We start from the raw sequence: 22,915 nt of genomic DNA on the forward strand, positions 1-22,915 counted from the left end.
GGGAACACGGCAGCAAAGGGCAACCCGGTGCGCATCAAGGTTCGGGCCGAACTTCAGTCGATCGAGCCCCTCGATGCAATCGAGGAGCAACAGATCCGCAGCTCCATCGACTGGATCGACAGCGGAGCCGAACTGATCCGGCGCAGGAAACCCGCCACCCCACCAAGGCATCTTGTATCGTACTTTGCCCTGATCGATGGCGACTGGATTCTTCTGGTTGACCATATCAACGCGAAACTGTGGCTGCCGCCCGGCGGGCATGTCGAGGCCGGCGAGACCCCGAGGCAGACGGTCGAGCGTGAGGTGCACGAAGAGCTTGGCATTCCCGCCGATTTTCTGGTCCCATACCCGATCTTCCTCACGGTGACGGAGACTGTTGGACTGACGGCCGGCCATGTCGATGTGTCCCTTTGGTTCGTGTTGAAGGGATGCCGGGGTCAGCCGCTCGACTTTGACCATTCGGAGTTTCACGAGGTCCGTTGGTTTCACCGTGACGCCCTGCCGCTTGATCGGATGGAGCCGAACCTCCTTCGCTTCATGGGCAAGCTGGACAAGAGTTATCGGGCAGGGCAGGCGTCGCTCCGTCGCTGAGCGGGAGATCATGCGAGGATATGACCGGAATGTAGAGGGGGCCGCGCCGCCGATGCCCCCCCACGCGACACGTGCGCGCATCCTCCTTGGCCCCGGCGGCGGCAGGCTCTATGATCGGAGCTCTGCAGACCTGAGGAGGTTCCCCGCATGATCACCGAACTGGGCCATTTCGCCCTGATACTGGCGTTTGCCGTGGCGATCTTGCAATCGACCGTGCCTCTGGTCGGGGCGCAGAAGGGCTGGGGCGGGTGGATGGCGGTTGCCGCGCCGGCCGCGACCGTTCAATTTGCGTTGATCGCGTTTTCCTTCGCGGCGCTGACGCAGGCCTTCGTCACCTCGGATTTCTCGCTGCAGGTGGTCTGGGCCAACTCGCATACCGACAAGCCGATGCTCTACAAGGTGTCCGGCGTCTGGGGGAACCATGAGGGCTCTATGCTGCTCTGGGTGCTGATCCTGGCGCTGTTCGGGGCCTCGGCGGGCTGGTTCGGCGGGCAGTTGCCGCCGCGGCTGCGGTCGCGGGTGCTGGCGGTGCAGGGGATGATCGGGGTGGCGTTTCTGGCCTTCATCCTCTTCACCTCGAACCCTTTCGCGCGACTGGCCTCGCCGCCCTTCAACGGCAAGGACCTGAACCCGCTGCTGCAGGACCCGGGGCTCGCCTTCCATCCGCCCTTCCTCTACCTCGGCTATGTCGGGCTGAGCATGGCGTTCAGCTTTGCGGTGGCGGCCCTGATCGAGGGGCGGGTCGATGCCGCCTGGGCCCGCTGGGTGCGGCCCTGGACGCTGGCGGCCTGGGTGTTCCTGACCATCGGCATCGCGCTTGGGTCGTGGTGGGCCTATTACGAGCTTGGCTGGGGCGGGTTCTGGTTCTGGGACCCGGTCGAGAATGCCAGCTTCATGCCCTGGCTGCTGGCCGGTGCGCTGCTGCATTCTGCCATCGTGGTGGAAAAGCGCGAGGCGCTGAAAAGCTGGACGATCCTGCTGGCGATCATGGCCTTCGGCTTCTCGCTGATCGGGACGTTTCTGGTGCGCTCGGGCGTCATCACCTCGGTCCATGCCTTTGCCAATGACCCCGAGCGGGGGGTGTTCATCCTGATGATCCTCGGCGTCTTCCTCGGCGGCGCGCTGACGCTTTATGCGGCGCGGGCCGGGGCGATGCAGGCCAAGGGCGTGTTCGGGATGGTCAGCCGCGAGTCGGGGCTGGTGGTGAACAACATCTTGCTGGCGGTCTCGGCGCTGGTGGTGTTCGTGGGCACGATCTGGCCGCTGGTGGCGGAAATGGCCTGGGGGCGCAAGCTGTCGGTCGGGGCGCCGTTCTTCGACATGGCCTTCACGCCGTTCATGGTGCTGCTGGCCATCGTGCTGCCGGTGGGGGCGATGCTGCCCTGGAAGCGCGGCAGCATCGCCAAGGCCGCCTGGCCGCTGCGCGGCGCGCTGGCGCTGGCGGTGGCGGCGGGGCTGCTGGCCTATGCGGTGGGCACCAGCCGCACGGCGGTGGGGCCGATCGGCGCGGCGCTTGGCACCTGGCTGGTGGCCGGGGCCGCGGTCGATCTGTGGACGCGGACCGGGCAGGCGCGGCAAGGGGTTTCGGCGCGCTTCGGCCGTCTGGCGCGCCTTCCGCGGGCCGATTGGGGCAAGGCCACGGCCCATGCCGGGTTCGGCGTCACCATGCTGGGCGTCGCGATGCTGACGGCTGGCGAGATCGAGGATATCCGCGTGGCGCAGATCGGCGCACCCTTTGAGGTGGCGGGGTATGAGATCACGCTCGATGCCGTGGAGGACCTGCAGGGGCCGAACTACAGCTCGACCCAAGCCACGCTGACGGTGCGGCGCGGCGGCAAGGTCGAGGCGGTGCTGCATCCCGAAAAGCGCGTCTATCCGGTACAGGCGATGCCGACGACCGAGGCCGATATCGACAACGGGCTGTTCCGCGACGTCTATCTGGTGATCGGCGACGCGCAGGACAGCGGCGGTTGGGCGGTGCGGACCTATATCAAGCCCTTCACCAGCTGGATCTGGGCCGGCTCGGCGCTGATGGCGCTTGGCGGGTTCCTCAGCCTGTCGGACCGGCGCTACCGCGTGGCGGCCGGCGCGCGCAAGACCGCGGCCCTGCAAGCCACCCCGGCGGAGTGAGGCAGATGAAACGCCTGATGCTGATCCTGGCGCTGCTTATGGCGCCGATATTTACCTCGATTGTGGCGGCCCCGGCCTATGCGGTGCAACCCGATGAGGTGCTGGCCGACCCGGTGCTTGAATCGCGGGCGCGCGAGCTGTCCAAGGTGCTGCGCTGCCCGGTCTGCCAGTCGGAAAACATCGACGAATCGAATGCCGAGGTCTCGCGCGACCTGCGCATTCTGGTGCGCGAGCGGCTGGTGGCCGGCGACAGCGACAGCGATGTGCTGGACTATATCACCGACCGCTATGGCGAATATGTGCTGTTCCAGCCCGATGCCAGCGGCGGCAACCTGATCCTGTGGCTGGCGGGGCCGGTGATGTTGCTGGCGGGGCTGGGGATCGGGTTTTCGTTCCTGCGCGGCCGCCGCCCGGGATCCGAGGCTCCGGTCGAGGCGCTGGATGCCGCCGAACAGCGCCGGTTGGATGAAATCCTGAACAAGTGACGCGCCGTTCTGCTGTGCCAATCCTTCCGCGCGGGTAAGCTGCCGCAAAGCGAGGGAGGAACCGCCATGGACTACCAGACCATCACCTGCACCGAAGAGGGCGGCATCGGCATTGTCACGCTGAACCGGCCCGAGGTGATGAACGCGCTGAACAGCGTGATGCGGACAGAGATCCGCGCCGCCTTCGAAGCGCTGGCGCAGACCGCCCGCGTGATCGTGCTGACGGGCGCGGGGCGGGCCTTCTGCTCGGGTCAGGATCTGGCCAGTGTCGGCGATCCGTCAAAGCTGGATTTCGAGGGCGTGCTGAAGGGCGAATATGAACCGATGCTGGCCGCGATCACCGGCTGCCCGGTGCCGACCATCGCCGCGGTGAACGGGGCCGCGGCCGGGGCAGGGGCCAACCTTGCGCTTGGCTGCGATGTGGTGATTGCGTCGGAAAGTGCCGTCTTCCTGCAGGCCTTTACCCGGATCGGGCTGATGCCGGATGCGGGCGGCACCCATTGGCTGCCGCGTCAGGTGGGCTTTGCCCGCGCCATGGGCGCGATGCTGTTCGCCGAAGGCGTGCCGGCGCGCAAGGCCGCCGACTGGGGCATGATCTGGGAGGCGGTGCCCGAGCCGCAGTTCGAGGCGGTCTGGCGCGCGCGCGCGGCGCAGCTTGCCTCGGGGCCGGGGGTCGCCTATCGGGGCATCAAGCAGGCGCTGCGCGCAGCCTCGGACCTGAGCCTCGACGAGCAGCTGGCGCTGGAGGCGCGGTTGCAGGGAGAATGCGGGCGCACGGCCGATTTCCTGGAGGGCGTGGCGGCCTTCCTACAAAAGCGAGCCCCGGCGTTCAAGGGGCGCTGAGACAAGGAGCGAGACATGGCCAAGGCGATCCACAGCATGATCCGGGTTCTGGACGAGGCGCGATCCCTCGCCTTCTACGAGGCGGGTTTCGGGCTGACCGTCGCCGAGCGGCTGGATTTCGAGACCTTCACGCTGGTCTATCTGAGCAACGCCGAAACCGGCTTCGAGCTGGAGCTGACGGTGAACAAGGACCGGGTGGAGCCCTATGCGCTTGGTGATGGCTATGGGCATCTGGCGGTGTCGGTGGCGGATCTTGCGGCCGAGCACGCGCGGATGGAGGCTGCGGGGCTGGCGCCGCGCAAGCTGGTGGAGTTCGCGCCGGGCGGCGAGGTGATCGCGCGGTTCTTCTTCGTCGCGGACCCGGACGGTTACCAGATCGAGGTGCTGCAGCGCGGGGGGCGGTATCTGTAACCGTCCGTCAGGCACAATCAGAGGGCTGCGCCTGTCCGCCGCGTGGACAAAGCAAAACGGCCGCCCCTCAGGGCGGCCGCTCTCATTTCCAGACTTGGCAGATGCCTCAGCGCGTTTCCAGCTCGGGATAGTCCCGGCGCGGCGCGCCGACATAGAGCTGGCGCGGGCGGCCGATCTTCATCTGCGGGTCGCCGATCATCTCTTTCCACTGGCTGATCCAGCCCACGGTGCGCGACAGCGCGAAGATCGGGGTGAACATCGAGGTCGGGAAGCCCATCGCCTCGAGGATGATGCCCGAGTAGAAATCGACGTTCGGGTAGAGCTTCTTCGAGATGAAATACTCGTCTTCCAGCGCGATCCGCTCCAGCTCCTTGGCGACCTGCAGCAGCGGGTTGTTGCCCACGCCCAGAAGCTCCAGCACCTCGTCGGCGCTTTCCTTCATCACCGTCGCGCGCGGGTCGAAGTTCTTGTAGACGCGGTGGCCAAAGCCCATCAGGCGGAAGCCCGAGTCCTTGTCCTTCGCCTTGGCGACGAATTCCGGGATGCGGTCGACAGTACCGATTTCCTTGAGCATTTCCAGGCAGGCCTGGTTCGCACCGCCATGCGCCGGGCCCCAGAGGCAGGCGATGCCGGCCGCGATACAGGCGAAGGGGTTGGCGCCCGAGGAGCCCGCCAGACGCACGGTCGAGGTGGAGGCGTTCTGCTCATGATCGGCATGGAGCATCATGATCCGGTCCATCGCCTTGGACAGGACCGGGTTCACCACATACTCCTCGGCCGGAACCGAGAAGCACATGTGCAGGAAGTTGCCCGCGTAATCGAGGCTGTTCTTGGGGTACACGAAGGGCTGGCCGATCGAATACTTGTAGGCCATCGCGGCGATGGTCGGCAGCTTGGCGATCAGGCGGATCGAGGCGACCTCGCGCTGCCAGGGATCGCCGATATCGGTGCTGTCATGGTAGAAGGCCGACATTGCGCCGACCACGCCCACCATCGTCGCCATCGGATGCGCGTCGCGGCGGAAGCCGCGGAAGAAGTTGTGCATCTGCTCATGCACCATCGTGTGGCGCGTGACGCGGATCTCGAAATCGGCCATCTGCTTGGCATCGGGAAGCTCGCCGTAGAGCAGCAGGTAGCAGACCTCGAGGAAATGCGACTGATCGGCCAGCTGCTCGATCGGGTAGCCGCGATAGAGAAGCTCGCCCTTGTCGCCGTCGATATAGGTGATCGTGGATTCGCAGGACGCGGTCGAGGTGAAGCCGGGGTCGTAGGTGAACACATCCGCCTGGCCATAGAGCTTGCGGATATCCAGCACATCGGGGCCGACGGTGGGCGACATCACCGGCAGGTCATAGGTCTGACCGTCGATGTTCAGCGTCGCCGTTCTCTTGGTTTCTGCCATCTCAATCCCTCTCCTCATGGGCGGACTGGGCCCAAGCCGGGGCCTGCCGCAAAAACTCCGAGGCCAGGGCGCGGGCCTCAGCGCGTCGCGTCGGACAGGCGCGCTACAGTCTCGTCCTGACCGATGACAAGCATCATGTCGAAGACGCTGGGGGTGACTGTCCGTCCCGCCAGAGCCGCGCGCAGCGGACCTGCGATCTTGCCCAGTCCAATGCCGTGAGCGGCGGCGGTTTCGGCCACTTTGGCCTCCAACGCCTCACGCGTCCAGCTAGCATTTTGCAGCTGCGGCGTCAATTCTGTCAGTATACCGCGGGATACGGTATCAAGCGCCTTCGCAGCTGCGGCGTCGGGCTCGAAGGGCCGAGATCCCAGCACGAAATGGGCCTTTTCCAGCAATTCCGGGAAGGTCTTGGCGCGTTCCTTCAGGCAATACATGGCGCGCACAAGCCCTGTGCGCTGCGCCGCATCGAGGCCCGGCAGGCCCGCGGCCTCCAGATAGGCCTCGATCTCTGCCTGCAGTGCAGCATCTTCCGCAACGGCAATGTGCTGGCCGCAAAGGTTCTCCAGCTTCTTGAAGTCGAGCCGCGCCGGGGCCCGGCCGATGCCGGACAGGTCGAACCATTCGCGGGCTTCCGCATCGCTGAAAAATTCGGAATCGCCATGGCTCCAGCCAAGCCGCGCGAGATAGTTGCGCATCCCCGCCGCGGGGTAGCCCATCGCCTGATATTCCTCGAGCCCGACCGCGCCGTGGCGCTTGGACAGTTTCTTGCCGTCCGGCCCGTGTATCAGCGGGATGTGGGCGAAGACCGGCACGTCCCAGCCCATGCCGTGATAGATTTGCACCTGCCGCGCGGCATTGGTCAGATGGTCATCGCCGCGGATCACATGGGTGACGCCCATGTCATGATCGTCCACCACCACCGCCAGCATATAGGTGGGCGTCCCGTCCGACCGCAGCATCACCATGTCATCGAGCTGGTCATTGCCGAAGGTGACATCGCCCTGCACGGAATCGGCGATCACCGTGCTGCCGGTGCGCGGCGCCTTGAGCCGGATCACGAAGGGCGCATCGGGGTGGGTCGCGGGATCGGCATCGCGCCAGGGGCTCTGGAACAGGGTGGAGCGTTTTTCGGCCTCCGCCTCCGCGCGGAAAGCGGCGATCTCATCTTGCGTCGAGAAGCACTTGTAGGCCGCGCCGCGGGCCAGCATCTCGCGCGCCACCTCGGCATGGCGGTCCTTGCGCCCGAACTGGCTGACAGCCTCGCCGTCCCAGTCAAGGCCCAGCCAGGTCAGGCCCTTGAGGATCGCCGCGGTGGCTTCGGGGGTGGAGCGCTCGCGGTCGGTATCCTCGATCCGGAGCAGGAACTTGCCGCCGCGGCCGCGGGCATAGAGCCAGTTGAAGAGCGCGGTGCGCGCGCCGCCGATATGCAGATAGCCGGTGGGCGAGGGCGCGAAGCGGGTGACGACGGGAGGGGTGGAGGGGGTCGAGGTCATTGGTGTTAACCTTTCGGAAACCATGCGGCGGCTAGCCTTTGAGGGGTGTCTAGGCAAGGACAGGCGAGGAAACAAGGGTGGGCCGCATCGCAACACCGGGATCGGCACTGGCATCGGCCTTGCCGGAAGCGCCCTATGAGGAGGGCTTTCCGGGTGCCGGAGCACGGCTTGCCGCACTGGCCGCCCGGCCGTTGCTGGCGCTGTCGGCAGCGCGCGGCGGGCTCTTCGTCTGGGTGCCGGTCTGCCTGTCCTGCGGCATCGGGCCGTGGTTCGCGCTGGCCTCCGAACCGGGACCGCCGGTCTATGCCGCCGCGCTGCTGGCGCTGCTGGCCGTGCTGCTCGGCTGGCTGCGGGGGCCCGAGATCGCGCAGATCCCCGCCGCCGCGCTCGCGCTGATGCTGGCGGGCTTCCTGCTGGCCGGCGCGCGCGGGCATGGGGTGGCTGAGCCCGTGCTGCCCTTCCGCTATTACGGGCCCATCGAGGGGCGGATCGTCGGTATCGACCGCTCCTATGCCGATCATCTGCGGGTGACGCTGGACCAGGTGGTGCTGCGCGACGTGCCGCCGCATCGCACCCCCGCAAAAGTGCGCGTCGCGCTGCATGGCGAGCAGGGCTACACCCCGCCCGAACCGGGGCTGACCGTGATCCTGACCGGGCATCTGGCCCCGCCCGAGGGCCCCGCGGCCCCCGGCGGCTTCGATTTCCAGCGCTTCGCCTGGTTCTCGGGCCTTGGCGCGGTCGGCTATACCCGCGTGCCGATGCTGGTGCTGGAGCCGCCCTCCGAGGATGACTGGGCCGTCGCCGCGCATCGGGCGCGGATGCGCGCTTCCACCGCCATTCAAGCGCGGATCGAAGGGCAGGCGGGCGCCTTCGCCGCGGCGCTGATGACCGGCGACCGCTCCGGGATCACGTCTGCCACCAACGACTCGATGCGGGCCTCGAACCTCTTCCACATCATCTCGATCTCGGGCCTGCATATGGGGATGCTGGCGGGCTTCGTCTTCGCCACCCTGCGCTATGGCCTGGCGCTGATGCCGGCGCTGGCGCTGCGGCTGCCGGTCAAGAAGCTGGCGGCGGGCGTCGCGCTGCTGGCCGCCACCGCTTATCTGTGGCTGGCGGGCCCCAATGTGGCGACCGAGCGGGCCTATGTGATGGCGGCGGTGATGCTGGTCGCGGTGCTGGTGGACCGGCGGGCGATCTCGCTGCGCTCCATCGCCGTGGCGGCGGTAATCTTGCTGCTGCGCGAGCCGGAAAGTCTGACCGAGCCGGGGTTCCAGATGTCCTTTGGTGCCACCGCCGCGCTGATCCTCGCCTGGGGGCCGTGGCAATCGGTGCAGGGCCATGTGCCGGCGCTGCTGCGCCCGGTGGCGGCGCTGCTGCTGTCCTCGCTGGCGGCTGGCCTCGCCACGGCGCCGATTGCGGCGGCACATTTCAACCGGATGGCGGAATACGGGCTCTTGGCTAACCTGCTCGCGGTGCCGGTAATGGGCACCCTCGTGATGCCGGCGGGGGTGATCGCGGCGGTGCTGGCGCCGCTGGGGCTTGCCGGCCTGCCGCTCTGGGTGATGGAGATCGGGTGTCTGTGGATCCTGTGGGTGTCGGACTGGGTGGCGGGGCTCGACGGTGCCGTGGTCGCGGTGCCAAGCCCGCCGGGCGGCGTGCTGGCGCTGATGGCGGCGGGGGTGTTGCTGGCGGTGCTGGCCCGCGGCCCGCCAAGGTGGGGTGGTGCGGGTCTGCTGGTGCTCGCGGCCGTGCTCTGGGCCGGGTCTTCGCGCCCGCCGCTGCTGGTCTCGGCCGATGGCGTGTTGCTGGGGCTGATGGGGCCCGAGGGGCGCGCGCTGTCGCAGCCCAAGGGTGCGGGCTATGTCGCGGATAGCTGGCTGGAGGATGATGGTGACATGGCGCTGCAGGATCAGGCGGCGGCGCGGCCGGGCTTCACCGGCCCCAAACAGGCGCGCGAGGCGACGCTCGGCGGCGTGCCGATCCGCCAGCTGACCGGCAAGGCCGCCGCCGAGGCGCTGCCGGGCGCCTGCGCCGATAGCGCACTCGTCATCCTGGCAGGGGATGCGCCGGAGGGCTGGGGCAGGGCGGCCGCCCCCGCCGCACAACGCCCGCAATCTGCTTCGCAAACCGCCCCTCCCGACTGCGACCTCTGGGACCGCCGCCGCCTGCGCCGCTCCGGCTCGCTGGCGATCTGGCCGGATCCGGCGGGCGGGCTGCGCATCGTCACCGCAAAGGATATCTCCGGCACCCGCCTCTGGAACAGCCGTCGTTGACAGGCACCGCCTCTTTCCCTTTGCCTTGTAAAAATATCCTCGGGGGGAGAGGCCCGGCACGGGCCTCCGGGGGGCAGACAGCCCCCGCTTCGGTCAGCAATGGGACCGACGGCCCCCCTATCCTCCGCCACGGGACACGCCGGCCAGCCCATGCTACACCGGACAAACAGCAGCCGGAGCCCCGCCATGACCATCACCCATCAGGACGACCTCGACAGCCTCCGCCACATCGGCGCCATCGTCGCGCGCACGATGCAGGCGATGGCTAAGGCGATGGAGCCGGGCATGACCACGCGAGAGCTGGACGGGATCGGCCGCACGCTGCTGGAGCGGGAGGGGGCCACCCCGGCGCCCGAGGCAACTTATGACTTCCCCGGCGCGACCTGCATCAGCGTCAATGAAGAGATCGCCCATGGCATTCCGGGGGACCGGATCCTGAAGGCGGGAGATCTGGTCAATATCGACGTGTCCGCCAGCAAGGCCGGCTATTTCGCCGATACCGGCGCCAGTTTCCGCATGGCCCCGGTGCGCCCCTCGCTGGACCGCCTTTGCCGCGATGGCAAGCGGGCGATGCAGATCGGCATCGCGCAGGTCGGGCATGGCAAGCCGCTGGCCGGGATCGGCAACGCGGTTGGCCGCTTCGCGCAGGCCAATGGCTATACGCTGATCCGCAACCTCGCCAGCCACGGCGTCGGCCGGGCGCTGCATGAGGATCCCGAGGAGGTGCCGACCTGGCCGACGCAGGACAGGCGCCGCATCCACCGGGGCCTCGTGCTGACGGTGGAGCCGTTCCTGTCCAAGGGCGGGATCTGGGCCACGGAGGGGGACGACGGCTGGACGCTCTACAGCAAGCCCGCCGCGCCGGTGGTGCAGTATGAGCATACCGTCGTTGCCACGGATCGCGGCGCTGTGATCGTCACGCTTCCAGGCTGAGGGCGCTACCGCGTCACCGCCACCGCCACGCCCGCGCCGACCATCGTGGCGCCCGCGGCGCGGTTGACCCGCCGCACCGCCGCCGGGGTCCGCATCAGCCGCCGCGCCCGGCCCGCCAGCAGCACATGGAAGCCGATCACCAGCGCCTCCACCATCACGATCACCGCCGCCAGCTCTGCCACCTGCACCCAGGACAGCGCGGGCCCGACAACATTGGGCAGCAGCGCGAGGTAGAACAGCGGCATCTTCGGGTTGCCGAGGTTCAGCGCGACCCCAGTGGCGAACACGGCCCCGAGACCCTTGCGCGGAACAGACCCTACCTCCGGCAGCACGGGCTCAGCGGTCCAGAGCTTTACCCCCATCCAGACCAGCCAAGCCGCCCCGGCATAGCGCAGCACGGTCATCAACCCGCCCATCTCGGCCGCGATGACCGACAGGCCAAAGGCCGCCAGCACCAGAAAGATCAGGATGCCCGCCACGGTTCCGGCACCATAGGCGATGCCCGATGCGGCCCCGTGCGAGACTGTGCGGGCGATGATGGTCATATTGTCCGGGCCGGGGCTGGCGGCGAAGACGAAGAAGGCGGCAGCGAAGGAGAGGAGCGTGGCGGGGTCCATCGGGGCTATCCTGTCGGGGTTTGCCCGCAAGATGAGGCGCGCAGCCTTAGTCCGGCAAGCGGGCGGATCAGCCGCGCTGCCCAGGTTCCCTCAGATGCTCCGATTCCGGCACAGGGGTAGGCGCGTTGCCGCTTTTCCCACCACCGTTTACGCCGCCCCCGCTTCCGCGAGGGCGGGCCTCAACCCGCGCGCTCTTCCAGCCCCATCCATTCTTCCTCGGCCGCCGCGAGCTGCTGTTGCCGCTCCACCAAGGCCTCACTGGCCTTGTTGAACTTGGCCGGCGAGCTGGCAAACAGGGTCGGGTCTGCGAGGAATTCCGTCAGCTTGGCGATCTCGGCTTCCAGCTTGGCGATGACGCCCGGCAGGGACTCGAGTCTGTGCTTCTCAGTGAAGGACAGCGCCGCAGACGAGGCTTTGCCCGCCGGCTTGTCCGAGGCCTTCACAGCCGCACGGGCCGCGGGCGCCGCAGCCTGCGCCGCCTCGGCCCCGTCACTGGTCAGCCGTTCCGCCCGCTGGCTCTGATAGTCGGTCCAGCCGCCGGCATAGACGGTGGCGCGCCCGTCGCCTTCCATCGCGATGGTGGTATTCGCCACCCGGTCGATGAAGTCGCGGTCGTGGCTGACCAGCAGCACGGTGCCGTCATATTCGCCGAGGATGTCCTGCAGCAGGTCCAGCGTTTCGACATCCAGATCGTTGGTCGGCTCGTCGAGGATCAGAAGGTTCGACGGCCGCGCCATGATCCGCGCGAGCAAAAGCCGCGCCCGCTCGCCGCCCGACAAGGATCCGATCGGGGCCCGCGCCTGCGATTCGTCAAAGAGGAAGTCCTTGAGATAGGCGATCACATGCTTGGGCTGGCCGCGCACCATCACCTGATCGGCCCGGCCCGAGACGCGCATGTCAGGATCGTTCACCAGCCCGTCCCACAGCGTCATCGACAGGTCCAGCGTGGCGCGGGCCTGGTCGAAGACGGCGATGTCGAGGTTGGTGCCCAGCTTGACGGTGCCGGCATCGGGCGCCTCCTCGCCGGTGAGCATCTTCAGCAGCGTGGTCTTGCCGACGCCATTCGGGCCGACAAAGGCCACCCGGTCGCCACGCTGCACGCGCAGGTCGAACCCGGTCAGGATCACCTTGTCGTCGTAGCGCTTAGCAAGGCCTTTGGCCTCGATCACCATCTTGCCCGAGGTGCCGCCCGACTCCAGCGCCATCGCCGCCGTGCCCTGACGGCGGATCTGGCTGGCGCGGTCAGCCTTCATGTCCTGCAGGGCGCGCAGGCGCCCCTGGTTGCGCTTGCGCCGGGCAGAGATGCCCTCGACGGCCCACCGCGCCTCGGCCTTGATCTTGCGGTCCAGCTTGTGGCGGGCGTCGTCCTCGGCGGACCACACCTCTTCGCGCCAATCCTCAAAGCCGCTGAACCCGCGCTCCTGCCGGCGGACCTGCCCGCGGTCGATCCACAGCGTCGCCTTGGTCAGCGCGCGCAGGAAGGCGCGGTCGTGGCTGATCAGGACATAGCCGGCGCGGGTCTCGGTCAGGAATTTCTCCAGCCAGGCGATGGCCTCGATATCAAGGTGGTTGGTCGGCTCGTCCAGCAGCATGAGTTCCGGCGCATGGGCCAGCAGCCGCGCCAGCGCCGCGCGCCGCCGCTCGCCGCCGCTGGCTTTCGACGCCTCGGCCTCGGGGCGGAACTTCAGCCCCTCGGCCGCCGCCTCCACCCGCCAGTCCTCGCCCGCGTCCAGCCCCTCGGCGGCATAATCGCCAAGGGTGGCATAGCCGGTCAGCACCGGCTCCTGCTCCATATACCCGGTGGTCACGCCTGGGGGCACGACGCGCAGGCCGGCATCGGGCTCGATCAGCCCGGCCATCACCTTCATCAGGGTGGATTTGCCCGAACCGTTGCGCCCGACCAGCGCGACGCGGTCAGAGGGTTGCACGACGAGGTCGAGCCCGTCGAAAATCGGATCGCCGCCGAAGGTGAGCGAGATGCCGGAAAGCTGGAGGAGGGGGATGCGTGCCATGCGCCGGGGGCTACAGGGGGCCGCGGGCGGCGTCAACGGGGGGCGTGGGGGCGGGGCGGGTGTTGGTGGGAAATATCCGCCTTGGCTGGCGGGAGTGCCAGAAGGCTGCGTCCTCTTCGCCCGGAATCAAGGCGTCTTGGCGCCGCCGGCCAGCGCCCGCCCTCCCGGCCCGGCCACGGGCCGGGCGTTCTTCGCGGAAATCCTCCACTGGAGGATTTCTTCTCGCTCATCACCCCTCGGGCGGGCGCTTCTCGACCGTTCCGCGCAGAACTACTGCGGAGTTAGGCCGCGCGATAAAGTGCCTAGAACTGGCGTTGCAGCGCCCACCCGGCGGACGGGCGCTGCCCTCCGACGGGACATGCTGACCGCCTCGCCCTCAGCGCCCCTTCCAGATCCACCCACCGCCCAGAATCCGCGGGCTCTCCGTATCGTAGAACACGCAAGCCTGCCCCGGGCTGATCCCCGTCTCGGGGTCCAGCAGCTCCACCTCGGCTTCCGTCGCCGAGATCGGCCGGATCACCGCCGGGCGCGGCGGGCGGGTGGAGCGGACCTTGACCGCGACATGCCATTCCGGGCGGCTGTCGAACGGCTCGTCCCCCAGCCAGTTGATCTCGCGCAGCGGCACGGTGCGGGTGCTCAGCGCCGCGCGCGGCCCGACGATCACCCGCCGGCTGTCCGGGTCCAGCCGCACCACGAACAAGGGATCGCCTTGCCCGCCGATGCCAAGCCCCCGGCGCTGGCCGATGGTGTAATGGATCACGCCGCGATGGGCGCCGATCACCCGGCCGTCCAGATCGACGATCTCGCCCGGCTCGGCAGCCCCCGGCCGTAGCTTCTCGATCACCGCGGCATAGTTGCCATCGGGGACGAAACAAATGTCCTGGCTGTCGGGCTTGTCGGCCACCGACAGCCCGTATTTCGCCGCCAGCGCCCGCGTCTCGGCCTTGCTGTGCAGATGCCCCAGCGGAAAGCGCAGATAGGCCAGCTGCTCGGGCGTGGTCGAGAACAGGAAATAGCTCTGGTCGCGGTTCGGATCGGCGGCCGAATGCAGCTCTGGCCCCGCCGCGCCGACATGGCGCTGGATGTAATGTCCCGTCGCCATGCAATCGGCATCAAGGTCCTTCGCCGTCGCCAGCAGGTCCTTGAACTTCACCCGCTCATTGCAGCGGATGCAGGGCACCGGGGTCGCGCCCGCGAGGTAAGCATCGGCGAATTCCTCGATCACCGCCTCGCGGAAGGTGTTCTCGTAATCCAGCACGTAATGCGCAAACCCCATGGTTTCCGCCACGCGCCGCGCATCATGGATGTCCCGGCCCGCGCAGCAGGCGCCCTTCTTGGCCAGCGCCGCCCCGTGATCGTACAGCTGCAGGGTGACGCCGACGACGTCATAGCCCTCTTCCTTCAGCATCGCCGCCACGACGGAACTGTCGACCCCGCCGGACATCGCCACCACCACCCGCGTCTCGGCGGGCGGCTTGGCAAAGCCGAGCGAATTGAGCGGATGGGGCGTGTCGAGCGGCATGGCACTGGCCTTTTGCGGCCCGGGGATGCGGGCGGGGCAGGGGATCTGGGTGAGGATCGCAGGAATATAGGAAAATGCGACACACTCACAACCCCGCGTTTCACCGCTCCTTAAGCCCGTCCGGGCAGCTTGCGCCGGATCAGCCTGCGATCCGCGAGGGAAGCCGAATGTATCTGAAGAAAATCCAGGGCCCTCGCGCGGTGACGCTGCCCGATGGCACGGTAATGACGCGCGCCGACCTGCCGCCGCCCGAAACCCGCCGCTGGGTCGCCAGCCGCAAGGCGAAGGTGGTCAGGGCAGTCGCCTTTGGGTTGATCCCGCTCAAGGACGCGCTGGAGCGCTACGGGCTATCGGAAGAAGAATTCGAGCTGTGGCGGGCGGCCGTAACCCGGCATGGCGAGGCAGGCCTGAAAGTGACGACTTTGCAGAGGTATAGACAACTTTAGGTTGAAACCGGCAAACACTCTGCCAGAGTAATCCCTGATTAACCATTTGCCCCGAGTGTAGCACCATTCGAGGGATGTAAGCGGAGTGACCCCAGATGCGAATCCTGTTGGTTGAGGATGACCCCACCACATCGCGCAGCATCGAATTGATGCTGACCCATGCCAACCTCAATGTCTATTGCACCGATCTGGGCGAGGAAGGCATCGATCTGGCAAAGCTCTATGATTACGACCTGATCTTGCTGGACCTGAACCTGCCCGACATGAATGGGCTCGACGTTCTGCGCCAGCTGCGGCTTGCCCGGGTCAACACCCCGATCCTGATCCTGACCGGCGCGGACGATACAGAGAACAAGATCAAGGGCTTCGGCTTTGGCGCCGATGATTACATGACCAAGCCCTTCCACCGCGAGGAGCTAGTGGCGCGGATCCACGCGATCATCCGCCGCTCCAAGGGCCATTCGCAATCGGTGATCCGCACCGGCAAGATTTCCGTGAACCTCGATGCCAAGACGGTGGAGACGGAGGGCAAGGCCGTGCATCTGACCGGCAAGGAATACCAGATGCTGGAGCTGCTCTCGCTGCGCAAGGGCACTACGCTGACCAAGGAAATGTTCCTCAACCACCTCTATGGCGGCATGGACGAACCCGAGCTGAAGATCATCGATGTCTTCATCTGCAAGTTGCGCAAGAAACTCTCCGAGGCGACGGGGGGCGACACCTATATCGAAACCGTCTGGGGCCGCGGCTATGTGCTGCGCGATCCCAGCCCCGCCGAGCAGGAGCGCCGCATCGCCATCGGCGCGTAAGGGGCGCGCCTGACCCGCTGGAATTTCCCCCCGCGCCGCCCTATCACTCTCGGGCGGCCCCGGCCGCATGGAAGCTGGGGTGCGGCAAGAGCCGCATGGGGGAACGGAGGCGGCGGCATGGTGGATCTGGCGGACCTGGCGGTCAGTGACATGGCGCCCGAGCAGGCGGCGGCCGAATGGCAGCGGCTCGCCGAGGCCGTGACCCGCGCGAATCGTGCCTATCATACCGAGGACGCCCCAGACCTCACCGACGCCGAATACGACGCCCTGAAGCGCCGCCTCGCCGAGATCGAGGCGCGCTTCCCCGCCCTCGCCGCCGGCAGCCCGACGCAAGAGGTGGGCGCGCCGCTGGCCGAAGGCTTCGCCAAGGTCCGGCACGAAATCCGGATGCTGAGCCTCGAGAACGCATTTGCCGAAGACGAGGTGACGGAATTTGATACCCGCATCCGCCGCTACCTGGGCCTTGGCCCCGATGCGCCGCTGCCCTTCACCGCCGAGCCCAAGATCGACGGCCTCTCACTCTCGCTGCGCTATGAGGGCGGCAAGCTGGTGCAGGCCGCCACCCGCGGCGATGGCGAGATGGGCGAGAATGTCACCGCCAATGCCGCCACTATTGCCGACATCCCCCAGCAGCTCACCGGCGCGCCCGAGATCCTCGAGGTCCGCGGCGAGGTCTATATGAGCCATGCCGACTTCGCCGCGCTGAACGCCCGCCAGCAAGAAGCCGGTGCCAAGACCTTCGCCAACCCCCGCAACGCCGCCGCTGGCAGCCTGCGCCAGCTCGATGCCACCATCACCGCCGCCCGCCCGCTGCGCTTCTTCGCCTATTCCTGGGGCGCGCTCTCCGAACCCCTCGCCGCCACCCAGCTGGGCGCCATCCAACGCCTCGCCGCGCTTGGCTTCAGCACCAACCCGCTGACCGCGCTGTGCGACGGCCCCGCGGCGCTGATCGCCCAGTACCGCACCATCGAGACGCAGCGCGCCACCCTCGGCTATGACATCGACGGCGTCGTCTACAAGGTCGATGATCTCGCCCTGCAGGCCCGCCTCGGCTTTCGCTCCACCACGCCGCGTTGGGCCATCGCCCATAAATTCGCCGCCGAACTGGCCTGGACCCGGCTCGAGGCGATCGACATCCAGGTCGGCCGCACCGGCGCGCTCAGCCCGGTTGCGCGGCTGACCCCTGTCACCGTCGGCGGCGTCGTCGTGTCGAACGCGACCCTGCACAATGAGGATTACATCGCCGGGCGCGACTCCGCCGGCCAGCCGATCCGCGAGGGGCGCGACATCCGCATCGGCGACTGGGTGCAGATCTACCGCGCCGGCGACGTGATCCCCAAGATCGCCGATATCGACCTCTCCCGCCGCCCCGAGGACGCGCAGCCCTACAGCTTCCCCACCCTCTGCCCCGAATGCGGCTCCGAAGCACTGCGCGAGGAGGGCGATTCGGTGCGCCGGTGTAGCGGCGGCATGGCCTGCCCGGCGCAGGCCGTTGAAAAGCTGAAACATTTCGTCAGCCGCGCCGCTTTTGATATCGAAGGTCTCGGCGCCAAGCAGATCGAGGCCTTCTTCCACGACACCCTCCTGCCGATCCGCGCCCCCGCCGACATTTTCACCCTTGCCGAACGGGATGCCGCGAGCCCCCTGCAAAAGCTGAAGAACCGCGAGGGCTGGGGCGAGCGCTCCGCCACCAACCTCTTCCGCGCCATCGACGAAAAGCGCCAGATCCCCCTGAACCGCCTGATCTTCGCCCTCGGCATCCGCCATGTCGGCGAGACCGGCGCCAGCGTCCTTGCTGCCCATTACGGCACTTGGGAGGCGTTCGAGGCGGCGATGACCGCGGCCGACCCCGCCGCCGGGGAGGGCCCTAAGCCCAAGGGCAATCCCGAATGGCAGGAGCTGATCGCCATCGACGGCGTCGGTCCGGTGCTGGCCGCCTCGGTCGTGACCAGCTTTCACCAGCCCGCCGAACGCGCCGCCATCGACGCGCTTGCCGCGCATCTGGACGTGCAGACGGTGGTCCGCCGCGTCGCCACAGACAGCCCGGTCGCCGGCAAGATCGTCGTCTTCACCGGCACGCTGGAACGGATGACCCGCGCCGAGGCCAAGGCCCGGGCCGAGGCGCTTGGCGCCAAGGTCGCGGGCTCCGTCTCCGCCAAGACCGACATCCTGGTTGCCGGTCCGGGCGCGGGGTCGAAGGCCACCAAGGCCGCCGATCTGGGGGTCGAGGTCATCGACGAGGATGCCTGGCTGGCGCTGATCGGGGGATGAGGTGAGCGACGCGCCCGTGAAAGGCCGCCCGCCGGTGCTGTTCCCGCTCTTCGCAGAGCTGGAAACGCTGGAGGGGGTCGGCCCGAAAACCGCCAAGCTCTTCGCCGGGCTCGGCGTCGAAAAGCCGCGCGACCTCTTGTTCACCCTGCCGCATTCGGGCGTCGACCGCCGCCCCCGCGCCTCGATCCGCGACTACCTGCCCCCCGCGGTGGCGACGGTGGAGGTGACGGTCGGCGCGCATTTCCCGCCGCTGCGCAAGGGCGGCCCCTACCGGGTGATGGTTCGCGATTCGGTGACAGAGTTCCAGCTGGTGTTCTTCCGCGCCAAGGATGACTGGCTGCAAAAGCAGCTGCCGACCGGGCAGAGGCGCATAGTTTCCGGAAAACTCGAAATCTTCGACAGCATCGCCCAGATCGTCCACCCCGATCACATCCTGCGGCCCGAAGAAGGCGCGGACCTTCCCGCCTGGGAACCTGTCTATCCGCTGACCGCCGGCCTGACCCAACGGTCCGTCGCCCGGGCAGCGGCGGCGGCGCTGGAGCGCGCAGCGGACCTTGCCGAGTGGATCGACCCCGCCCTGAAAGCGCGCGAGGGCTGGCCCGACTGGGCCGAGGCCCTGCGCGCCGCCCATGCCCCCGCCTCGGGCGCCGACATGACCCCGACCGCTCCGGCCCGTGCCCGCCTCGCCTATGACGAGCTCTTCGCGCATCAGCTGACCCTCGCGCTCGCCCGCGCCACCCTGCGCCGCGGCAAGGGCCGGGCCAGCCGCGGCACCGGGGACTTGCAGCGCAAGGTGCTGGAGTCGCTACCCTATTCCCCTACCGGCGCCCAGACCCGCACCCTTGCCGAGATCGCTGCCGACATGGCCAGCGACCGCCGCATGAACCGCTTGCTGCAGGGCGATGTCGGCGCCGGCAAAACGCTGGTCGCCTTCCTCGCGCTGCTGGTCGCGGTCGAGGCGGGCGGGCAGGGCGCGATGATGGCCCCGACCGAGATCCTCGCGCGCCAACATCTGGAGAGTCTGACGCCTTTGGCAGAAGCCGCGGGCATCCGGATCGAGCTGCTGACGGGGCGCGACAAGGGCAGTGACCGGGCCGCCAAACTCGCCGCGTTGGCAGAGGGGCAGATCGATGTGTTGGTCGGCACTCATGCGATTTTTCAGAAGGATGTGAACTTTCACGACCTCCGCCTCGCCGTTGTCGATGAGCAGCACCGCTTCGGCGTCGCGCAACGGATGGAGCTGGGGGCGAAGGGGCAGGCAGCCGATGTGCTGGTGATGACGGCCACGCCGATCCCGCGCAGCCTGGCGCTGGCGCAATATGGCGACATGGATATCAGCCTGCTGGATGAGAAGCCGGCGGGCCGCCAGCCGGTGCGCACCGCGCTCGTCTCCACCGGCCGCATCGACGAGGTGGTGGACCATCTGCGCCGTGCCGTCGCCGAAGGCCGGCAGGCCTATTGGGTCTGCCCGCTGGTCGAGGAAAGCGAGGTGCTGGACCTGACCGCCGCGACCGAACGCTTCTTGATGCTGCGCGCCGCGCTTGGCGAGGGGGTGGTCGGCCTCGTCCACGGTCAGATGCCGCCCGTCGAGAAGGACGCGGCGATGGCCGCCTTCGCCGCCGGGCGCAGCAAGGTTCTGGTCGCCACCACGGTGATCGAGGTGGGCGTGAACGTGCCCAATGCCTCGATCATGGTGATCGAGCGGGCCGAGATCTTCGGCCTCGCGCAGCTGCACCAGCTGCGCGGCCGGGTCGGGCGGGGGGCGGCGGAATCCACCTGCCTGCTGCTCTACCAGCCGCCGCTTGGCGGCACCGCCGAGCGCCGGTTGCAGTTGCTGCGCGAAACCGAGGACGGCTTCCGCATCGCCGAGGAGGATCTGGCGATCCGCGGCGCCGGCGACATGATCGGCACCGCGCAATCGGGTCTGCCGCGCTTCCGCATCGCAGACCTCGAACGCCAGGCAGCGCTGCTGGCCGTGGCACAAAGCGACGCCCGCGCGCTGCTGGCGGTCGACCCCTCGCTGACCGGCCCGCGAGGCCAGGCGGCGCGGGTGCTGCTCTGGCTGATGGAACAGGACCGCGCGATCCGGCTGATCTCGGTCGGGTAAGGGCGGTGGCAGAGAGCCGCCGCTGATCCTGGTCGCGTGACCATATCGGCTGTCCTCTGTCGGCCATCGGGCGCCGGGAACGCGCATCGGCCGATCTCGTTCGGCTCATGCGCGGCACTGCATCCCGCCAAGGGGCTTGCGGTTGGGCATTGCGCAATCTGACCTTCGCGGCCAAGCTTCCCCGACCCGGGCGCCGGCAGCGCTGGTCGCCCGATCCATGCCCGGCGCTCCTGGATGTCGATCCGGCGCGGGCCGGTTCCCCGGGCAAGCATGGGCATCGTTCGGCTGATGGTCCGGCAATGCCTTTCCATCCGGATCGCCCTGAAAATACACCCCACCCAGATCATGTCGGCCGCGCCCGATGCATCCTAACAGCGCCGGAGTATAGCCATGCAAGACCTGCGCCTCACAGGTCCGGCCCGAATTTGCCGCCATGCGGGGCGACGGCCGGCACCGCGCTGTCCATTGTCTGCTCCAAGACTTCGCCGCATCGCCTCTCATCCCTATCGTCCATGTTCTTCATTGTTTCGCGAATGTTCTTAAAAAGTTCTTTACAGACGCTTCCAAAAATGAGAACAAAGCAGCAACAGAAATGCCTGTCAGGAGCCAGTCGATGTTCGCAGAGATCAAATCCGTCCTCCTCCGCTCGCGCGATACGCTGATTGAGGATGCCGCCGGCGCCGTCGCGCTGATGGTGATGCTGGTGGCCGGCCTGCACCTTCCTGGGCTGGTTTGACCAAGCACTCCTCGGCCGCCGACCCGCGTCCGGGGCAGGGCACACATCTCGCATCCGACGTGCCGCGTCGAACCGGCGCAGTGATAGAGGCCAGTCGACCACAATCCCTCAGTTGGGGCCAACAAACTAACTCGGCCGGTGACCCGCCGGCACAATGAAATTCCGCGGCGACAGATACCTCGCCGCAAACTGACCCGGCCCGCAGCCCTCCGCCGCGCGCCTCTCTCGAACTGCCTCGCGCCTTTTCCACCCGGCGATGCGGCGGGCTAACCCCGCCCGTCTGCATCATCCCCTGTCCTGCCGGGTCCGCACCCCGGCCAGCCGGTGACCGGAATCTGCGCCACTTGCCGCCGCCATCCCTCAGGGTGGCGGCGGTTTTTTTGCCCCGCTCAGGCGTCAAACCCGTAGGCCAGCCGCAACCCGCCCCAGTGCCGGCCCTTCACCCGGATCGGCGCCGACAGGTCCTTCATCGTCACGAAAGCGCCGCCGCCCATGTCGCGCCGGTAGACCTGCAGCAGGAAGGGCGCGGTCGAGTTGCCGGCCTTCAGCGCCACCCGGTCGTCAAAGATCCGCCGGTTGCGGGCATGGGCGGCGTTCCAGACCGGATCGCGCCCCTGCGGCTGCGAGAATTTGCGGTTATGCGTCGGCAGATAGCCACTGCGATCCACCGCCGCGCAGAACACCACCCGCGGGTCGAGCGCCAGCGCCGGCTCCTGAAACCCGGGCAGGACCCGGTCGGTGAACTCGGTGAAGCGGGTCAGATATTGCGGCGGATCGCTGCCCGGCACCGCGCTGTACTCGCGGTCAAAAAGCGCCGTGGCACTGATCTCGCTGCGCTCTACCCCCGCCTCGAACGCGCGGCCGATGGCCGCCGCCGCGGCCTGCACCTCGGCGATCAGCTGCGCATCGGCCGAATCCGCGCCGAGGCCAACCGCCTCCTGCACGATGATCTCGCTGGCGTCGATCAGCCCCGAAATCCGATCTCGCGTTTCGTGAATCGCGCTGGCCGTGGTCTCCACCCCCGATCCGATCCGCGCCACGGCCGGCGCAAAGGCGGCAACCGCGCTTGCAACCTCGGCGCTGCGCCCAGCAATCGCGGCCGCGCCGCTGCGCGTCTCTTTCAGCCCGTCGGAGATATGCTCCATCGCGCGGTCGCTCTCGGCGGCCTCGCTGCGCACGGCGCCAGCTTCGGCCGAGATCTTGCCGGCATCGGCCTTCAGCCCGCCGATCCGCCCCGAGAGCCCGCGCACGTTTTCCGAAATCGCGCCCGCCGTGGCGGCAGTCTTGCGCGACAGCTCGTTGATCGCCTCGGCCACCACCGCAAAGCCGCGGCCGGCCTCGCCAGCCCGCGCCGCCTCGATTTTTGCGTTGATCGCCAGGATGTTGACCTGCCCGGCAATCCCCGCAATCTCGCCATTCGCGGCCTGAATGCCGGTCAGCGCCGCCTCAACCTCAGTCATCCGCCGGTCGAACTCCTGCACCCAAGTGGCGATTTCCTGCGCGCGGCGGCCCGCACCGCGCACCCGCGCGACCGAGGCTTCCACCGCCTCCAGCGTCTCCTCGGCCCCGCGCTCCAGCGCCTCGGCGGCGGCCAGCGCCTCGGCATTGGCATGACTCACAGCATCGGCGCCGCGGCGCACGGCCTCCAACTGCGCGATCTGCTGCGCAGCCTCTGCCTCCGCCTCATCGAGGAAGCCCGCCACATCGACGATGTCGCGCCCCAGCAGCTCCGCCTGATGCAAAAGCCGGGTCGAGCCCTCGCAGCTCTGGCGGGCAGGGCCCGGCTGCACCTCGACATCGGGGGGAGGGAAGGGAATCATCCGGGGTGCCT

18 protein-coding genes are annotated in these 22,915 nt (G+C 68.1%); 12 read left to right on the forward strand and 6 right to left on the reverse strand.

Annotation, left to right across the window (positions count from 1 at the left end; all coding sequences use genetic code 11):
- Nucleotides 1-27: 27 nt before the first annotated feature.
- From Q8S30_RS05965 to Q8S30_RS05985, 5 genes are all read left to right on the forward strand, one after another.
- Nucleotides 28-591, forward strand: a complete 564-nt coding sequence (locus Q8S30_RS05965) for an NUDIX hydrolase (protein WP_305665118.1) — start codon at nt 28-30, stop codon at nt 589-591.
- Nucleotides 592-738: 147 nt separating this feature from the next.
- Nucleotides 739-2,721, forward strand: a complete 1,983-nt coding sequence (locus Q8S30_RS05970; RefSeq protein ID WP_305665119.1) for a heme lyase CcmF/NrfE family subunit — start codon at nt 739-741, stop codon at nt 2,719-2,721.
- A 5-nt stretch (nt 2,722-2,726) separates the two neighbouring features.
- Complete coding sequence (locus Q8S30_RS05975) at nt 2,727-3,206, forward strand: cytochrome c-type biogenesis protein (protein ID WP_305665120.1); 480 nt, start codon at nt 2,727-2,729, stop codon at nt 3,204-3,206.
- 66 nt (nt 3,207-3,272) lie between these two features.
- Nucleotides 3,273-4,049 (forward strand): enoyl-CoA hydratase-related protein, encoded by a 777-nt coding sequence (locus tag Q8S30_RS05980; protein WP_305665121.1) that lies wholly within the window; start codon nt 3,273-3,275, stop codon nt 4,047-4,049.
- A gap of 15 nt (nt 4,050-4,064) precedes the next feature.
- The gene (locus Q8S30_RS05985) at nt 4,065-4,460 is read left to right on the forward strand and encodes a VOC family protein (RefSeq protein WP_305665122.1); all 396 of its coding nucleotides are present in this window, start codon (nt 4,065-4,067) and stop codon (nt 4,458-4,460) included.
- Nucleotides 4,461-4,566: 106 nt separating this feature from the next.
- Here Q8S30_RS05985 and Q8S30_RS05990 read toward each other — a convergent pair whose 3' ends face one another.
- Complete coding sequence (locus tag Q8S30_RS05990; RefSeq protein ID WP_305665123.1) at nt 4,567-5,862, reverse strand: citrate synthase; 1,296 nt, start codon at nt 5,860-5,862, stop codon at nt 4,567-4,569.
- A gap of 77 nt (nt 5,863-5,939) precedes the next feature.
- Nucleotides 5,940-7,355 carry a glutamate--tRNA ligase gene (gltX, locus tag Q8S30_RS05995; RefSeq protein ID WP_305665124.1) on the reverse strand — a complete coding sequence of 472 codons (1,416 nt, stop codon included), beginning with the start codon at nt 7,353-7,355 and terminating at the stop codon, nt 5,940-5,942.
- Nucleotides 7,356-7,549: 194 nt separating this feature from the next.
- Here gltX and Q8S30_RS06000 point away from each other — a divergent pair, with 194 nt between their 5' ends.
- Entirely contained in the window at nt 7,550-9,631 is a 2,082-nt protein-coding gene (locus Q8S30_RS06000) for a ComEC/Rec2 family competence protein (RefSeq protein ID WP_371135472.1), read from the forward strand.
- A gap of 186 nt (nt 9,632-9,817) precedes the next feature.
- Nucleotides 9,818-10,564, forward strand: coding sequence for a type I methionyl aminopeptidase (map, locus tag Q8S30_RS06005; RefSeq protein ID WP_305665126.1), 747 nt, complete (start codon nt 9,818-9,820; stop codon nt 10,562-10,564).
- Between the two features lie 5 nt (nt 10,565-10,569).
- Here map and Q8S30_RS06010 read toward each other — a convergent pair whose 3' ends face one another.
- The 3 genes from Q8S30_RS06010 to mnmA all read right to left on the reverse strand — a co-directional run bounded on the left by Q8S30_RS06010 (nt 10,570) and on the right by mnmA (nt 14,715).
- Nucleotides 10,570-11,181, reverse strand: coding sequence for a LysE family translocator (locus Q8S30_RS06010; RefSeq protein WP_305665127.1), 612 nt, complete (start codon nt 11,179-11,181; stop codon nt 10,570-10,572).
- Nucleotides 11,182-11,360: 179 nt separating this feature from the next.
- A complete protein-coding gene (locus tag Q8S30_RS06015; RefSeq protein WP_305665128.1) occupies nt 11,361-13,193 on the reverse strand; it encodes an ABC-F family ATP-binding cassette domain-containing protein in 1,833 nt (610 codons plus the stop codon).
- 376 nt (nt 13,194-13,569) lie between these two features.
- On the reverse strand, nt 13,570-14,715 hold the full coding sequence (gene mnmA, locus Q8S30_RS06020; RefSeq protein WP_305665129.1) for a tRNA 2-thiouridine(34) synthase MnmA: 1,146 nt from the start codon (nt 14,713-14,715) through the stop codon (nt 13,570-13,572).
- Between the two features lie 167 nt (nt 14,716-14,882).
- Between mnmA and Q8S30_RS06025 the strand changes: the two genes are divergently transcribed.
- The 5 genes from Q8S30_RS06025 to Q8S30_RS06045 all read left to right on the forward strand — a co-directional run bounded on the left by Q8S30_RS06025 (nt 14,883) and on the right by Q8S30_RS06045 (nt 21,084).
- A complete protein-coding gene (locus tag Q8S30_RS06025; RefSeq protein WP_305665130.1) occupies nt 14,883-15,161 on the forward strand; it encodes a DUF1153 domain-containing protein in 279 nt (92 codons plus the stop codon).
- Nucleotides 15,162-15,256: 95 nt separating this feature from the next.
- On the forward strand, nt 15,257-15,970 hold the full coding sequence (ctrA, locus tag Q8S30_RS06030) for a response regulator transcription factor CtrA (protein ID WP_305665131.1): 714 nt from the start codon (nt 15,257-15,259) through the stop codon (nt 15,968-15,970).
- Between the two features lie 117 nt (nt 15,971-16,087).
- Complete coding sequence (ligA, locus tag Q8S30_RS06035) at nt 16,088-18,241, forward strand: NAD-dependent DNA ligase LigA (protein WP_371135453.1); 2,154 nt, start codon at nt 16,088-16,090, stop codon at nt 18,239-18,241.
- A gap of 16 nt (nt 18,242-18,257) precedes the next feature.
- Complete coding sequence (recG, locus tag Q8S30_RS06040; RefSeq protein ID WP_305665672.1) at nt 18,258-20,348, forward strand: ATP-dependent DNA helicase RecG; 2,091 nt, start codon at nt 18,258-18,260, stop codon at nt 20,346-20,348.
- Between the two features lie 613 nt (nt 20,349-20,961).
- Complete coding sequence (locus Q8S30_RS06045) at nt 20,962-21,084, forward strand: hypothetical protein (RefSeq protein WP_305665132.1); 123 nt, start codon at nt 20,962-20,964, stop codon at nt 21,082-21,084.
- Nucleotides 21,085-21,473: 389 nt separating this feature from the next.
- On the opposite strand, the gene Q8S30_RS06050 is transcribed toward Q8S30_RS06045, so the two are convergent.
- Nucleotides 21,474-22,904: a methyl-accepting chemotaxis protein gene (locus Q8S30_RS06050; protein ID WP_305665133.1), complete on the reverse strand. Its 1,431-nt coding sequence runs from the start codon at nt 22,902-22,904 to the stop codon at nt 21,474-21,476.
- Nucleotides 22,905-22,915: the final 11 nt, after the last annotated feature.

This window comes from Frigidibacter sp., assembly GCF_030695035.1.
GTDB lineage: Bacteria > Pseudomonadota > Alphaproteobacteria > Rhodobacterales > Rhodobacteraceae > Frigidibacter.